The organism is Paenibacillus sp. J22R3 (assembly GCF_056269305.1).
The window spans coordinates 112,499-126,276 of record NZ_JBWDNS010000007.1 but is presented as its reverse complement, the minus strand read 5'-3'; the positions used below and the strand labels follow the sequence as shown (position 1 = coordinate 126,276).

General features: G+C 53.0%; 15 protein-coding genes. 6 read left to right on the top strand and 9 right to left on the bottom strand.

Going from position 1 to position 13,778, the window contains the following annotated elements; genetic code table 11:
* The first annotated feature begins 20 nt into the window (after positions 1 to 20).
* Positions 21 to 980, top strand: a complete 960-nt coding sequence (locus tag AC0YN4_RS26525) for a D-2-hydroxyacid dehydrogenase (protein ID WP_475837215.1) — start codon at positions 21 to 23, stop codon at positions 978 to 980.
* 35 nt (positions 981 to 1,015) lie between these two features.
* On the opposite strand, the gene AC0YN4_RS26520 is transcribed toward AC0YN4_RS26525, so the two are convergent.
* A complete protein-coding gene (locus tag AC0YN4_RS26520) occupies positions 1,016 to 1,684 on the bottom strand; it encodes a phytanoyl-CoA dioxygenase family protein (protein WP_475837214.1) in 669 nt (222 codons plus the stop codon).
* Positions 1,685 to 1,796: 112 nt separating this feature from the next.
* Between AC0YN4_RS26520 and AC0YN4_RS26515 the strand changes: the two genes are divergently transcribed.
* Positions 1,797 to 2,426, top strand: coding sequence for a hypothetical protein (locus AC0YN4_RS26515; protein WP_475837213.1), 630 nt, complete (start codon positions 1,797 to 1,799; stop codon positions 2,424 to 2,426).
* Between the two features lie 23 nt (positions 2,427 to 2,449).
* Positions 2,450 to 2,899: a YdeI/OmpD-associated family protein gene (locus AC0YN4_RS26510; RefSeq protein WP_475837212.1), complete on the top strand. Its 450-nt coding sequence runs from the start codon at positions 2,450 to 2,452 to the stop codon at positions 2,897 to 2,899.
* 29 nt (positions 2,900 to 2,928) lie between these two features.
* On the opposite strand, the gene AC0YN4_RS26505 is transcribed toward AC0YN4_RS26510, so the two are convergent.
* The 4 genes from AC0YN4_RS26505 to AC0YN4_RS26490 form a co-directional block, all read right to left on the bottom strand.
* Positions 2,929 to 3,747: a sigma factor-like helix-turn-helix DNA-binding protein gene (locus AC0YN4_RS26505; protein ID WP_475837211.1), complete on the bottom strand. Its 819-nt coding sequence runs from the start codon at positions 3,745 to 3,747 to the stop codon at positions 2,929 to 2,931.
* Positions 3,713 to 3,856: a hypothetical protein gene (locus AC0YN4_RS26500; protein ID WP_475837210.1), complete on the bottom strand. Its 144-nt coding sequence runs from the start codon at positions 3,854 to 3,856 to the stop codon at positions 3,713 to 3,715. Before AC0YN4_RS26500 ends, AC0YN4_RS26505 begins: the two co-directional genes overlap by 35 nt.
* 93 nt (positions 3,857 to 3,949) lie before the next feature.
* On the bottom strand, positions 3,950 to 4,399 hold the full coding sequence (locus AC0YN4_RS26495; protein ID WP_475837209.1) for a carboxymuconolactone decarboxylase family protein: 450 nt from the start codon (positions 4,397 to 4,399) through the stop codon (positions 3,950 to 3,952).
* An 877-nt stretch (positions 4,400 to 5,276) separates the two neighbouring features.
* Complete coding sequence (locus AC0YN4_RS26490; protein ID WP_475837208.1) at positions 5,277 to 6,683, bottom strand: glycosyl hydrolase; 1,407 nt, start codon at positions 6,681 to 6,683, stop codon at positions 5,277 to 5,279.
* Between the two features lie 199 nt (positions 6,684 to 6,882).
* Here AC0YN4_RS26490 and AC0YN4_RS26485 point away from each other — a divergent pair, with 199 nt between their 5' ends.
* The 3 genes from AC0YN4_RS26485 (at position 6,883) to AC0YN4_RS26475 (ending at position 9,544) form a co-directional block, all read left to right on the top strand.
* Positions 6,883 to 7,677, top strand: coding sequence for an alpha/beta hydrolase (locus AC0YN4_RS26485; RefSeq protein WP_475837207.1), 795 nt, complete (start codon positions 6,883 to 6,885; stop codon positions 7,675 to 7,677).
* Positions 7,678 to 7,795: 118 nt separating this feature from the next.
* Positions 7,796 to 8,134, top strand: coding sequence for a DUF5658 family protein (locus AC0YN4_RS26480; RefSeq protein WP_475837206.1), 339 nt, complete (start codon positions 7,796 to 7,798; stop codon positions 8,132 to 8,134).
* An 81-nt stretch (positions 8,135 to 8,215) separates the two neighbouring features.
* Complete coding sequence (locus AC0YN4_RS26475; RefSeq protein WP_475837205.1) at positions 8,216 to 9,544, top strand: amino acid permease; 1,329 nt, start codon at positions 8,216 to 8,218, stop codon at positions 9,542 to 9,544.
* A 67-nt stretch (positions 9,545 to 9,611) separates the two neighbouring features.
* On the opposite strand, the gene AC0YN4_RS26470 is transcribed toward AC0YN4_RS26475, so the two are convergent.
* The 4 genes from AC0YN4_RS26470 to AC0YN4_RS26455 are packed head-to-tail and all read right to left on the bottom strand — an operon-like array spanning position 9,612 to position 13,772.
* Positions 9,612 to 10,391, bottom strand: coding sequence for an ABC transporter permease (locus tag AC0YN4_RS26470; protein ID WP_475783748.1), 780 nt, complete (start codon positions 10,389 to 10,391; stop codon positions 9,612 to 9,614).
* Positions 10,388 to 11,221 (bottom strand): ABC transporter ATP-binding protein, encoded by an 834-nt coding sequence (locus AC0YN4_RS26465; RefSeq protein ID WP_475783749.1) that lies wholly within the window; start codon positions 11,219 to 11,221, stop codon positions 10,388 to 10,390. Before AC0YN4_RS26465 ends, AC0YN4_RS26470 begins: the two co-directional genes overlap by 4 nt.
* Positions 11,222 to 11,233: 12 nt before the next feature.
* Positions 11,234 to 12,289 carry an ABC transporter substrate-binding protein gene (locus tag AC0YN4_RS26460; RefSeq protein ID WP_475783750.1) on the bottom strand — a complete coding sequence of 352 codons (1,056 nt, stop codon included), beginning with the start codon at positions 12,287 to 12,289 and terminating at the stop codon, positions 11,234 to 11,236.
* Between the two features lie 34 nt (positions 12,290 to 12,323).
* Positions 12,324 to 13,772: an aryl-sulfate sulfotransferase gene (locus AC0YN4_RS26455; protein ID WP_475783751.1), complete on the bottom strand. Its 1,449-nt coding sequence runs from the start codon at positions 13,770 to 13,772 to the stop codon at positions 12,324 to 12,326.
* Positions 13,773 to 13,778 lie beyond the last annotated feature (6 nt).

The window sequence follows — 13,778 nt, the reverse complement described above, 5'->3', positions numbered from 1 at the left end:
ACAAGGAGGCATTCTAACTTATGACAACGATACTTTGTTTACAAGAGCTTACTTCGGAGCAGCAAGCGGCAGTGCGACAGGCGGCACCGAGTGCGGCGATTATTTTCGGCGGGAAGTCCGCGGCGAGCGATCAAGATTTTCGCGAAGCGGAAATTATTCTCGGATGGGATAAGAGGGTGACAGAGATTGCGCTGCAGGAGGGCTCGAAGCTGCGCTGGGTGCAGAGCTGGTCGTCGGGGATCGACAGCTTGCCGCTAGATCGGCTGGAAGAACGCGGCATGTTGCTGACGGATGCCAGCGGCGTGCACGCCAGATCGGTGTCCGAGACGGCAGTCGCCATGATGCTCGGGCTGTCGCGCGGCATTGCCGCGGCCGTTCGCAATCAGCGGACAGGCCTATGGGAAAGCCCGGATACGCTTGCTGAGATGAACGGCGGCACCGTAGCGATTGTCGGCGCAGGCGAAATTGGCCGCGAAGTGGCGCGGATCGCTCGCGCGTTCGATATGCGCGTCATTGCCGTTCGCCGATCGGGCGGCCAGATGCCGGAAGCGGACGTCGTTTACGAGACGCCGCGTCTTGATGATGCACTGCGGGAAGCGGATTATGTCGTCAATATTTTGCCGCTTACGGGTGAGACGCAGCATCTGTTTCATGCTGAACGATTCGCCGTGATGAAGCGTACGGCTTATTTTATCAACGTGGGGCGCGGGGCGACCGTAAGAACGGAGGATCTCGTTGAGGCGCTGGATAAAGGCGTTATCGCCGGTGCGGGACTTGATGTGTTCGAGGAGGAGCCGCTGCCCGCGGATCATCCACTATGGGCGATGCCCAGCGTGATTCTCACGCCGCATAATGCCGGCGGGCTGACGGTTCGCAACGGGGAGCGGCTCGTGAAGCTGTTCCTATCGAATTTGGAGCTGTATTTGTCCGGGAAGGCTGCTGATTTGCGCAACTTGGTCGATTATAAGAAGAGGTACTAACGAATGAGCCGCATCGGCAGCGGCGGCGAAGAGCGTTACTTCAGCGCGAAAGCAGCTTTGGCCCATGGATATTCGGGATCCGGCTGGGTTCCGTCTTTGTAGGTAGAGATAAGCGCCCAGCGGTCTGCGCCGGACGTGTTGGAATACGAGGCATGCAGCAATAAATCGTGGAACACGATGGCGTCTCCCTTGGTTGCAGCGAAATCGACGACCTGCGAAGCGTCGATCTGATCCTCATTTAAGCGATGAACGAACCCGTTGTTATCCGCGGCGTCACCATCATGGCTGACTGTCGATCGATGGGAGCCGGGAAGCACTCTCAAGCAGCCGTTAGCCGGGGTCGCATCGTCAAGCGCAATCCAAACGGAGAATTTGTGACTGCCGTGCCAGTAGGAATAGTCTTGGTGCCAAGGTGAACCGAAGTCCGTGCTCGCATTCTTGAAGACGATCTTGTCGTTCATGAATAGGACGGAATCGCCGATGACCGCTTTCAACGCGCGAGCCAGCTCAGGTGTCCGTGCGGCATCCTTGAATAATTCGCTTTCGGACGCTAATCCGAGGAAAACGCCGCTATTATCGACATCATGTCTGGCTAGAATCTCGGCTGCTTCCGCCTTTAAGGCTTGCACCTCTTCTTGCGAATAAAGCTGTTTCAGAATGAAATAGCCTTGTCGATCGAACTCTTCTTTCATGGCTGCTGTCATGCTCATTGCCTCCTAATCGATATGATGCGGAATGAATGGCAAACCGTGCTAAAGGGCGTTATAGTATGAATGGTAAAGCAACCGGATAATGGTGTAAAGGGGCGATATCGACATGCAGTTGTTTCGGATGCAGGTGGAGTCGGAAGGCAAGAACGGGTTATCTGAATTTGTGGAAAATCATTATATAAGCTGCGGCAGACCTGGCGTCGGAGATATGAGCCGGTTGAGCAGAACAGAGCTGGAAGAGGTACTCGCTGAAGGTTATGGGCTGGATGGAGCCGAACTGGAACGCGAAGCAGAGGCGCATTACTGTTTCGCGCAGGTCATGCAGGACGGCGATTACATCATCGTAAGGGATAGCGATCGCATGTATCTGGGCGATCTCGGCGATTATTATTATCTCGATGATTTCGACAACGCGCAGGATCAGATCGGGCATAGGCGCGGCGTGACTTGGCTGCGAAGCTTGCATAGCGAAGAGCTGCATCAGGAGCTGCTTGGTTTTCTGGAGCAGGAAGGGGAGCTTGGCATGTTCGGGCGAGCGGTTGGCAAGGAGCAGCTTGAACGGCTGCTGATGACCAAACAAGCCGGAACGAGGCTGGTCGACGATGCGACCATTCAGGAAGCGCTCGACATTCTGAAAGCAGCGATGCGAGGCGAGGATGCAGTTCGGCGGGAACAGGCTGCAGTTGCGATATTGCAGTTTGCTAGGATGGAGCGGCAGGCGGCGGTCAGAGAATAGTGGATGATAAGGAGGCGAAGGGAATGAAATTTCGAACGGTAGTCGAGCTTGGCGGCAAGACCGCAACCGGGCTTGAGGTGCCGAGTGAAGTAGTGGCGTCACTTGGGACAAGCAAGAAGCCGGCTGTTAAGGTGAAGATTGGCTCGTATAGTTACCGCAGTACGGTTGCTACAATGAACGGACGCTTCATGCTTCCGCTCAGCGCGGAGCATCGCCAAGGCGCCGGTGTTGCGGCAGGAGAAGAAATTGAAGTCGAGCTTGAGCTGGATACCGAGCCTCGGGAGCTTGAAGTGCCTGGAGATTTCGCTGCTGCGCTCGGCGATGCACCGGCATCCCGCGTATTCTTCGACGGCTTGTCTTACAGTAACAAGCGCAGAATCGTACTTTCCATCGACGGTGCGAAGACGGCCGAAACCAGGCAGCGGCGTATCGAGAAATCTGTGCAGGCGTTAAGCGAGAGCCGCATTCCATAGGAACCAAGCAGAGCTGCCGAGGCGTGACCTCAGCAGCTCTGTTTCTGATCAAGCCCGCTAATGCGCGTAAGCTTCTCGGGGTTAGAGACCATATAAACAGCTCTAATGGCGCTGAAATCCTCACTCGGTTCGAACACGAGCGCAAAGGGAGGTCTATTCTCCCGCTGCAGAAGCAGTCCTTGCTGGCCGCTGATCGATACAAGGTGGAGCTGCCCGATAAGGGAGCCTTTGCCTGCAATCCCCTCGAAGAAAGCCTTGATCCGGCTGCGACCCAGAATAGGATGGATGGCGGCACGGACAATACCGCCGCCGTCGCTGATCATGACCGCATCTTCGGTCAGCAGATGAATGAAGCCCTCTAATCGGCCGGTATGAATCGCTTGCGTGAAAGACTGAACGAATCGTTCGACTGACGAGTCCATGGTCGGTTCATTGCGCGTGCGCGATAAGTGGCCGATCTTCGCGGAGGCACGGCTGAAGATTTTGCGGCAGGCGGCCTCGGACTTATCCAGCATGCACGCGATGTCGGCATATTCGTAGCCGAATGATTCACGCAGCACGAAGACGGCACGCTCCTGGGGCGTGCAGATTTGCAGGAGCACGAGCATGGCATAGCCAAGCTGCTCGTGCTGAATGACGCGCGCAAGCGGCGTATCCGCGGCCGCGGTGCCAAGCTCGATGACAGGCTCCGGCAGCCAGTGGCCGGTGTAGCTCTCGCGATTGCGCGGCGCTGCTTTCATTACATTGAGCACGCGGTTGGTAACCATTTTGACCAGGTAGGCTCTCGGGTGAGTCATATCGAGCTTACCCAGCTTACTTATCGTGACGAACACATCTTGATCCGGCATCCTCGGCCTCACTCATTGAGCCGAGCATGCGATAAGCAATGGAGGTAAGCAGCGTCTTGTGCTCGCGGTATAATTGTTCCGCTTCCAACGTGTGATCGATCGACGTCAAGGCGCATCACCCTCCGATTCTAGATGCATTTTATCAAGATAAGAGCATGAAAGAAAGCCACCCGTGGCGGGGTGGCTTGTCAGATTCGTTCACTTATTTCGCAAAACAGTCCGGGTACATGCCTGTAGCAATCGCGATCCGGTTCCAGCCGTTGATTGCATTGATGGCGAGCAGCAGGGCAACAAACTCGCTTTCGTCGAAGTGCTTAAGGACTTCGTCGTACACGTTCTGCGGCACGCCGCCTTCGGAGATCAGCGTAACCGCTTCGGTCAATCCGAGTACAGCACGTTCCTTCTCTGTAAATTGAGGAGATTCACGCCAAACGACGATCAGGTTTAGCCGACGCTCGCTTTCACCCATGTTCCGCAAATCGGTTGTATGCATATCCACGCAGAACGCGCAGCCATTGATTTGGGAAGCCCGGATTTTGATGAGCTCATAGATTACCTTGTCTGCAATTAACTCCTTTGCCGTTCCATCTAGTTGTTGCATCGCCTGGTAAGCTGTTGGGTTGGCTTTGGATGCGTTCATTCGTAAGTTCATATCGATTCCTCCCGTGGATTCTAGTCGAATTGGTTATTACATCTATTTAGACAATTGAAGCTCTTATTCTGTGACAGTGCCGCCACCTCGGATGCAAAAAAAACTCCGAGCGCGCTCGGAGCCTGTCTGCCCGAGAAATTCTTGGGCAGACTGCGTAGCCCCGAAGGGGCTGCTGGCTGAGCAGTTCAGGAGTGCGGAATGTTCTAACGAGCCGTACGGGGCTTATTTGCCCAATGATGGCTCCGAAATAATGCTAACGAACGACCGTGGAGGGGCTATTTGGTGGATTTTGAGTTTTTGGGACCGGATTATCTCCAAATAAGGCCTCCTCCACGGTTCGTTAGATTTTCGTTGCCCCGAAAATTGACCTATTAACGCCCTAACAGTTCGTTAGATTTTCGCAATTATCGCACGACACTATGCCATATCCGAAAACTGGTCTTCAAGGTAAACTTCGTCCCGTCATCTCGAGCAAAGGTACCAAAGTGTTAGGGTACGAGATCACACCTACTGCATGACTCGACGTTAGCATGCACGGAGTACAATACAATCTCGCTTTTCATGCCTCGCGTGGTATGTGAAATGTATGGAGTACAAGTCAAATCTATATATGTACGGAAAACATCTAATTTTCAGTAGTTCAATTGTATGGGCTGCACGTTAACTACATACACTTCCACAAATTCTCCGTTTGAAGTGTAGTTTTTACATCACAAGGGGTTTGTCGGAAGGGAAGAGTATCTGATTTCCCTAGGTACTTTCCAATTGAATTAGGGGACTTAATAGCAAGCAAAAAGCGAAACCTACCATTTTGAACAAATGTAGGTTTCGCTTCAGCCTAACTTCGAGCGGGCGCGCTCAGAGACTTATTGTTCAGCTATTGCTGCTCCCCAGCTTCACCGACATCTCTCCAATTCGGAAGTCGATCAAGCGTAATGCAGCTCGGATGATGATAGACCTTCTTCAGCTGTTCGTCAGTCGTGGATTGACCATCAAGCACGAAGCCTTCGCCCCATGTCATGTACCACAGCCAAGGCGTGCGGCTCGCGAGGAGCTGATCCGGATCCGGAATCGATCCGTTCTCACCGAGTGCAATGAGCTTCTTGCCCCCGGCCAGCGCGTCCACTTGCTCGAACGGCTTGCGCAGCGGTCCGTAATTGGCTGACGGCGCGTAGATGTCGCAGCTGTCGATGTCGGTTTCGCCTTCTCCCGGATACCACTCCTCCACATGAGAATTCCAGACCCAAATCAAGTTATGAAGCTGATGCAGATTCGTCAGTCGATCGTACAGCAATCGCCATAGCTGCTTGCATGGCTCGGCACCGAATGCTCCCCACCAGAACCAAGCGCCGTCAGCTTCGTGCAAAGGACGCCATAGCACAGGGACATTGGCATCTTGCAGCTTCTTCAATTGCTCCGCAACGGCATCGATATCAGCCAGCAGCAGCTGATGCTCTTGCGAATCAGACTGCAAAGCGAGCGGAAGGTTAAAATCGGTGTTCTTCGTGTAGAACGTTTTGTCCGTCCCGCCGGTTGGCGCATACCAGTGCCAAGTCAAGGTTACGATCCCATTATGCACGGTTGTCCACTCGATAGCGGATTCGATGGAGCCTTTGTTCTCTGCAATTTCGAGCAGTTTATGCGGGGTTGGATCTGCTGTTTCGGTAGCATGCGTATAGCTAATCAGATCAAATCCGCGAATGGCAGGCTGTTTGCCGGTCACACGCTCGATATAAGTGAATTCCTTCACGGGTGTAAACCCCGAAGCGGTATGCTGACCCGTAAGGAGGCTGCTGCCGAACTGGCTGTTCAAGTAGTTCCACAGCGACACGGTTTCTGCCGTTGCTTTAGGGTTAATCAATTGGCGCGGCGTACGGCTGAGCTCGGGCGTGTCCACTGCGGATAACAGGAAGCAGTCGACTTCCACGCCGCTGTCCCAGGCTTTGAGCATGGCAAGCGTATGTGTGCCAGCCTCTAGAAAAACGCTGCACTGACGCTCCGTTACAAAGCCTTCGGTCGGACGAGATCTTACATAGCCATAGCAATTGCCATCGATGAGGAGCGCATTGGAGCGATAGCCGTCCGGTACGGCATAACGGACACTAAGCTCATAGAAGCCTTCCTCCTGAATCTGTACATCAACCTCCAGCCAATCTCCTTCATTCTCCGTGCCATTCACGTAACCGGATCCGCTGTAACCGGGTGTCTCTTGTGCAACTGCAACGCCTTGCAAACGGCCTTCGTCGGCCTGAACGACAATCGAACAACTTGTTCTTGTTTCCATCGGATATCTCCCTCAATTGTTGGAATGGATTATTGTTCTTTCACTATAGCTGAATTTATATGTCGGTTGAATGTACATATATCAAATGGAAGTACCGCCATGGAAAGCACCCCCAAGCCGCTTCGGACATAGACTAGGCTATAAACCAATGCTATGTACGAAAGGAATAAAGGTCATGTATCTCGATATAAGGAATAGCGTGAGTGAGTGGATTCCCGGTTGGCAGTATGTGATGGAGCAAAGAGCAAAGGAGCGCGAGCAGCCGCTTACCTTCGTTCTCGTCCACGGTTCATGGGCGGATGCCAGCTTCTGGAATGGGGTTGCCGTCATGCTCCGCAGGATGGGTCATCGCGTATATACCCCTGAGTACCCCGGCCATGGGAGCGATCCAAACAAGAATGTGACGCATGCCATGATTACGCAAGCGGTAGTGGATTTCATTATCAAGAATAACTTGCGCGATATCATATTGGTCGGGCACAGCTTCGGCGGATCGGTCATCCAGAAGACGGCGGAGCAGGTTCCCGACCGCATCAAACGGCTCGTCTTTATGGATGGTTTCGTGCTTGGCGACGGGCAATCGGTGGTGGATCAGTTTCCGCCTCCTGTGCAGCAAATGTTCGAGCAGCTTAGACAATCCTCGCCGGATGATGCGCTCGTGCTGCCGTTCCCGGTCTTCCGCGAGCTGTTCACGAATTTGGCGGACCTGAAGCTCGCGCAGCAGCTGTACAGCGAAGCGAAGTCGGAGCCGGCGAAGCCTGCCTTTGAGAAGCTGGACTTGAAGAAGTTCTACAGTTTGAACATCCCGAGAAGCTATCTCTATCTCACGGAAGATAATTTGCTGCCGCAGGGAGAGGGCTACGGCTGGCATCCGCATATGTCGAGCCGACTTGGCGTGTTCCGGCTGATTCGATCGCATGGCGATCATATGACCTTCTTCAGAACGCAGCCTGCACTTCTGGCGCAGAAGCTGTATGAGGCATCGAGAGATTGAGAAGCATACAAGAGCAGAGCGACGGTGTTGCTGCTGCTCTTTTTTGCTAGATGCAAGGGAGTGTATTTATTCGGTAGAATATGATACAATATGTATCTAAAAATAAGGAGGTGGTACGATGCCCGCTCGAGCGAAAGTTGCTATCAGGAGCTTGCGTCCGGGTAAAAGCACGTTGACATGGCTGGTTGTTTTATCTTTTTTTGATGCATTCGCGACAGATATGGGCATTCGATTGCGCGCGATCAGGGAAGCGAATCCGTTTGCTGCTTATTTGTACGAGACCGATCCGACCGTCTTCTACGCGTATAAGATTATGTTGCCGTTACTTCTGTTCTATTTGATACAAAATGTATCAAAATCGTCCTTTATCAAGAAATGGATTCTCATCGTGACCCTCATCTACGCTCTGCTCGCCATGTATCATCTCGTATGGATGCTCCTAGCTTTTGTGCTCTAACAATGCGCTCTCGATACACCGCAACTTCTCCACTATACCAGAGCATACTAATGCGATGATTAGACGTGGAGGGTACTTGGGATGCATAAAAGATTAGCATGGTGGCAGCTTTCGCTGATCGGAATGGGCTCGATTATCGGAGCAGGCTTCTTCCTAGGGAGCGGTCTGTCGATTGGGATGGCGGGGCCATCTGTGCTCATCGGTTACATCATTGCGGGCGTTGCTACTTTTATCGTATTTGCTGCTTTGGCCGAAATGACCGTGAACGACCCGCAGCAGGGCTCGTTCCGGACCTATGCGAGATTGGCTTTTGGCCGCTCGGCGGGCTTCATGTCCGGATGGATCTACTGGCTGGCCGGCGTATTAATTATGTCCAGCGAAATCGTAGCGCTGTCTACCTTCACGCAATATTGGTTCCCTAATATCCCGCTGGGCGTCTTTTCCGTGGTCTATGCCGTGCTTGGGTTTGGCATTAACTTCATGGGTGTGCGTAACTTCGGAGCCACCGAGTTGGTGTTTGCCGTCATCAAGCTGTCCATTCTAATCCTGTTTATCTTGTTTGGCGTGCTGTTCCTGTGTGGTTTGATCGCTGCTTCGCCTCAAGTGCCGATTCAACCTATTGGGGCGCATGACTGGTTCCCGCACGGCTTTAGCGGTCTGTGGTCTGCTATGATTTTTGTCTTCTTCTCGTTCGGAGGCATTGAGGTCGTCGGCGTTACGGCTTCGGAATTGAAGCGCGGGGAAGAGATTGCGAAGGCAGGGCTTACGCTCCTGGTGGTGCTGGTCGTGGTCTACGTGCTTGCCTTGTTCGGGGTACTCAAAATGACGGAGGCGTCTGCAATCAACGACGCAACCAGCCCGTTTGTAACGGCGCTTTCTGGTTTTCATATTCCCTATCTCGGCACGCTGTTTAATCTCGTTATCATCAGTGCAGCATTCTCTACCATGGTCGGGGCGTTATTCGGTGTTAGCCGGGTGATGGTCTCGCTTGCGGAGGATGGCGATGCCCCGCGTTCACTGAAGCAGCTGAATTCTCGCGGCGTCGCTGCAAAATCACTCTGGATTACGGCGGCTGCCCTGACTGTCACCATTATTTGCTCGTACGTGCTGCCTCATACGATGTATGAGTATGTGAGCACGGCTGCCGGGGCCATGCTTATTCTGAACTGGATCCTCATTCTTGCTTCTTCGCTCAAATTACGCAGCCGCAGCCGCTATGAAGCGGCAAGAGGCAAGCTTCGAGCCTTATCGCATCCCTATGGTGCCTATATCGGAATGGTGCTAATTCTGGTCGCAATCTCCGGCGCGCTCCTGCATCGCAATGAACGCATTGGACTCGGCCTCAGCTTAGCGTTGATCCTGCTCGTATTCATGGCGTCCAGAATGGTGTGCGGTAACAAGCGCCGCTGAAGCGCTTCATGGTTGACAAACCTAAAGCCATGAACTGACCTCACAGTCAGCATCACGGCTTTTGTTATCATCGGCGGTTCGGTGCGGAGCTGACCACGCCATATCGATATAAAGCTTTTCGCCCAATCCATCCGACTATCCGATCCGTAATGAACCCCATGAGGCCAAGGCTGATCAAGCCGACAAAGATCCAATCCGTACGGAAGAACAGCCTGGAATTCCAAATCAGAAAGCCGACGCCTTCATTCGCCGCTATCATTTCTGCACCGATAATGGCCATATAGGAGGTACCCATAGCCAGCCGAATGCCGGTGAAGATATAAGGGGTGGTCGCGGGGATGACGACATGCAGCACAATCTGCCATTCGGAAGCGCCCATGCTGCGTGCCGAACGAATTTTGTCCTCTTCTACGGAGAGTACGCCGGTTAACGTATTCATGATGACGATAAATAGAGTCGCGTACATAATTAAGGCGATCTTCGACTGCTCTCCGATCCCGAACCAGACCAGAAACAAGGTAATGAAGGCAATAGGCGGAATGAACCGAATGAAGTTGAGAAAAGGCTCTGCGAAAATGCGTATGGCCGTTACTTTGCCAATCGTCAGCCCAATCGGAATGGCGAGAAGACTGCCGAGCGCCCAGCCGGTAAAGACTCTGTAGAAGCTGATGCCGATATACTTCATGAGAGAGCCGTCGGAGAGCAGCTCCTGTGCGCCTTGCCATGTCGCTATGGGACCGGGGATAATCTCCGGCCCATAGATCCAAGCGCCAACCTGCCAGGCGAAGAATGCCAATACCCACAGTAACGGGAGGGTAATCCATTTATTGCGCCATGTTTGCTTCATGGGTGCAGCCCTCCTTCAAGCTCAGCATCGAAGTGAGACTGAATGCGCCTGTGCAGCGATTGAAATTCCGATGATGACGCGTCGCGGGGATAGGCTAACGGGATGTCATAGATATCCGAGATGTTGGCATTCGGTCCGGAAGACATGACGGCAATACGTCCGCCAAGCAGGATGGCCTCTTGGATATCATGCGTTACGAAAATAACGGTTTTGCCCGTCTCCCACCAAATTTGGCTGAGCTCCTTCTGCATCGTCCGCCTAGTCATGGCATCGAGTGCCCCAAACGGTTCATCCATCAGCAGAATAGCAGGGTCATTGGCCAGAACGCGCGCCAGCTGCACACGCTGCTTCATGCCGCCGGACAGCTCGCGAGGGAATTTATTCTCGTGGCTGAATAGGCCTACAAGACTGATGAATCGATCCGAAATCACTTTGCGCTGCTCCTTCGGCATCTTTTTCATTTTGAGTCCGAATTCTACGTTCTGACGTACGGTCAGCCATGGGAAAAGGGAGGAATCGGCCTGCTGGAAGACGACCGCCCGTTCACGGCCGGGCTTATCGATCTCGACATCGCCAACGCGCAGATTGCCGCCGGTCTTGGATACGAACCCTGCAATGATGTTCAGCAGCGTCGACTTGCCGCAGCCGCTCGGGCCAAGCAGGACGAAGAATTCTCCGCCTTTGACGACCAAGTCTATATCTTTGATGATATAGTGGACGGCACCAGGTTTGTGGTCGGCGTAGCTTTTGTTCAGCCGTTCTATCGTAATGGTGTTGGATAACGAAGACGATGATGTAGAAGAAGTTGAAGACGAAGTTGCTGCGGACATCGCTATTCCCCCTTATTGGCCGTAAGTAACACGGTCCGGCAGTGCTTGCTTCACGCCATCCAGACTCAGCTTGGCCGTGAGGTCGAAGTCTTCTTTAATGATGCCGACTTTGACCATATAGGCTTTTTGACTGGATAAGCTCTCGAAGGATTCTTGCTTGAAGCCAATCTCCCAGTTGTTCGTCGGCAGATCGCGAATCGTGGCATCCTTGGGCTGCTTCACTTCTTTATAAAGAATATCTGCCGTTTCTTCCTGATTGGCTGTGATATATGCAGATGCCTCATCGAGGGCGAGCAAGAAGTTTGAAATCGCCTGCGGATGCTCCTGAATCAAGCTGTTCGGCGCTACGATGCCGCCGCCAATACGCACCTTCGTCTTGGACATATCCGTCAGCTCGTGAACCCCTTCGATGGCTTGAAACTTGCCGATCATGGCGGCGCCTACAATCCAAGTTGCATCTATTTCCCCTTTCTTGAGCGCTACATAGGCTTCGTCGAAGCCGCCTTGCCCAATCTGCTTCGTGTCCTCCAGAGCAATGTTATTCTCCTTCAGATATTCATCCCACAAGTAGGGGAGGAACGTTCCTCGCAATGTACTGAGTTTCTTGCCGGCCAGATCGGATACTTGCTTCACGTCATCTCTGACGAATAGCTTCCACTGGGAGGCGGCGAGATCCGTATTGGTCCCTGTAGCTGCAATAATGGAGTAATCACCCTTACTTACGGCATTTAAGACCGGGAAATCCGCTCCAAAGGCGACATCGGCTTGTTTGATGAAGAGGGAGTTGATCCCTTCAGCCGGCGTGGCAAACGTAATGATCTCCGCGTCTATGCCATACTTGTCGAAGAAACCTTTATTCTTAGCGATTCGGAATACGGGATTGGTCAGAATATCGGCAATCTTAATCTTGACCGGATCAGACTTCACGGCCTCCGATTGGGAGGTGTTCGCCGGTACTGCGTTCGTATTCGCGGCTTTCTCCTTGCCGCACGCACTCAGCACGACCGTTAATAATAGGGTGGCTATCAGTAAGCTGTATAAGGAACGATTCTTTTTGGCTGTTTTCATGTAGAACCCCTCACTTTTCTATTGTGGAATCAAACTAGGAATCCTGTCCCGCCGGTTTCTCGTCTGTACTGGCTACGCAGAATGCACCTTCCTCGAAGGAACTTGTGCCTGCGATGGTCACAATGGAGCTGGACCCTTTCGCTGCAGCGCCAGGTACACGGTAATCGGCGATATCGATCGGCAGGATCGCTTCTTCCTCCGGTTTGGACAGCTGCGGTACCCACTCGTAAGGCACACGGTAAGCGCGGTAGACCATGTTCGAATTGCGTTTGTTCTTATAAGGGGAAATGTACTCCCATACTAATTCATGCTTGCTTGTCACTTCGAAGATTCGCCCATCGGCGCCTTCCGTAATGAGCGTATTGCCGTTAGGCAGCCGCTGTGCAGAGCTGATGTAAGGGCTATAGAAACGATAAGAATCAAGTGGTGCTAGGTAGCCGGCTTCAGTCGGCGTATATTGCCATTCAATCTGAAGGGAAACCGGATTGATTTCGAGAATGCGCGAGTGATCGCGAACCGCGTTCTTCTGGCCATAAGGAGAAGCGGGATTAGGAAGACCGTAACCGGCCCAGCCGCCATTATCGAACACAAGCAGATTGCCTTCGCCGGGAAGCCCGTTTGGGATGATGTGGGCGTGATGCTGACCAATGATCCAGCCGAGATGCTTGAACTCCGGTTTCGAGAAATCCGGGCCCAGCTGCCAGACGATCTTGCCTGTTTGTCGATCCGTAATGGCCGTAATGTTCGATTCTCTCGCATCCCAGATGATGTTGTCCGGGTGGAAACGCTCATCACCAGCATCATAGAACTTGTTCGGGCCAACCCATGACGCGGAATTAATGTGCATCCAATCGCCGCCTGTATCATTGCCGAAATGGCGGCCATTCGGATCGCGGAACAGGACGTTCTTCGCTGCCTCGTCGAAGCCGAGTTCTTCGAAGTGGTCGCTGACCGCCCACTCCCAAATGATATTGCCTTCCCAGTCCACCTCGATAATCGTGTCGTCCAGCAGCACTTTATCGGAAATTTCAGGCTTGGAGACGTTCTTGTGGGCGAGGATGAGCGTGCGCCCGCCGTCAGTCTTCGGTTCCTGTCCGGGCGCATAATAGCCGACCGGGTTGCCTTCGCGTTGATAGTCATGATGTGCTCTGGCCATCCATTCCGGCTCGTAGCCGGGATCTTCTATCAGCTCATAGCGGTTAAAGCGCCACACGATATTGCCATCCCAATCTACCTGCACAACGTCAGCTTCATCCTGGAAGCCGTATCTCGGATCTCTCTCCTTGGTGCTTCCGGTTACGAAGCCGCCTGGCAGAATTTTGTTCGGGAAGCCGCGGAGTCCTTGCCACAGATGGACTTCCTTGCCGCTCATGTCGATTAGAAGCGCGCCGGTTTCAGCTGCTTGATAGATGGTGTATCCGCTCCATGCTTTCTCCGGTAAGTAGACGGTTGTTCCTGTCGGGTGAATAGTAGGGTGTCCCATGTTCAT

What these genes read in the sequence shown, in the direction of transcription:
- AC0YN4_RS26470 (WP_475783748.1), bottom strand. Translation starts at nt 10,391, where the DNA reads ATGAAGCAAACATGGCGCAATAAATGGATTACCCTCCCGTTACTGTGG.
- AC0YN4_RS26505 (WP_475837211.1), bottom strand. Translation starts at nt 3,747, where the DNA reads ATGCCGGATCAAGATGTGTTCGTCACGATAAGTAAGCTGGGTAAGCTC.
- AC0YN4_RS26520 (WP_475837214.1), bottom strand. Translation starts at nt 1,684, where the DNA reads ATGACAGCAGCCATGAAAGAAGAGTTCGATCGACAAGGCTATTTCATT.
- AC0YN4_RS26465 (WP_475783749.1), bottom strand. Translation starts at nt 11,221, where the DNA reads ATGTCCGCAGCAACTTCGTCTTCAACTTCTTCTACATCATCGTCTTCG.
- AC0YN4_RS26525 (WP_475837215.1), top strand. Translation starts at nt 21, where the DNA reads ATGACAACGATACTTTGTTTACAAGAGCTTACTTCGGAGCAGCAAGCG.
- AC0YN4_RS26495 (WP_475837209.1), bottom strand. Translation starts at nt 4,399, where the DNA reads ATGAACTTACGAATGAACGCATCCAAAGCCAACCCAACAGCTTACCAG.
- AC0YN4_RS26510 (WP_475837212.1), top strand. Translation starts at nt 2,450, where the DNA reads ATGAAATTTCGAACGGTAGTCGAGCTTGGCGGCAAGACCGCAACCGGG.
- AC0YN4_RS26475 (WP_475837205.1), top strand. Translation starts at nt 8,216, where the DNA reads ATGCATAAAAGATTAGCATGGTGGCAGCTTTCGCTGATCGGAATGGGC.
- AC0YN4_RS26460 (WP_475783750.1), bottom strand. Translation starts at nt 12,289, where the DNA reads ATGAAAACAGCCAAAAAGAATCGTTCCTTATACAGCTTACTGATAGCC.
- AC0YN4_RS26480 (WP_475837206.1), top strand. Translation starts at nt 7,796, where the DNA reads ATGCCCGCTCGAGCGAAAGTTGCTATCAGGAGCTTGCGTCCGGGTAAA.
- AC0YN4_RS26455 (WP_475783751.1), bottom strand. Translation starts at nt 13,772, where the DNA reads ATGGGACACCCTACTATTCACCCGACAGGAACAACCGTCTACTTACCG.
- AC0YN4_RS26515 (WP_475837213.1), top strand. Translation starts at nt 1,797, where the DNA reads ATGCAGTTGTTTCGGATGCAGGTGGAGTCGGAAGGCAAGAACGGGTTA.
- AC0YN4_RS26490 (WP_475837208.1), bottom strand. Translation starts at nt 6,683, where the DNA reads ATGGAAACAAGAACAAGTTGTTCGATTGTCGTTCAGGCCGACGAAGGC.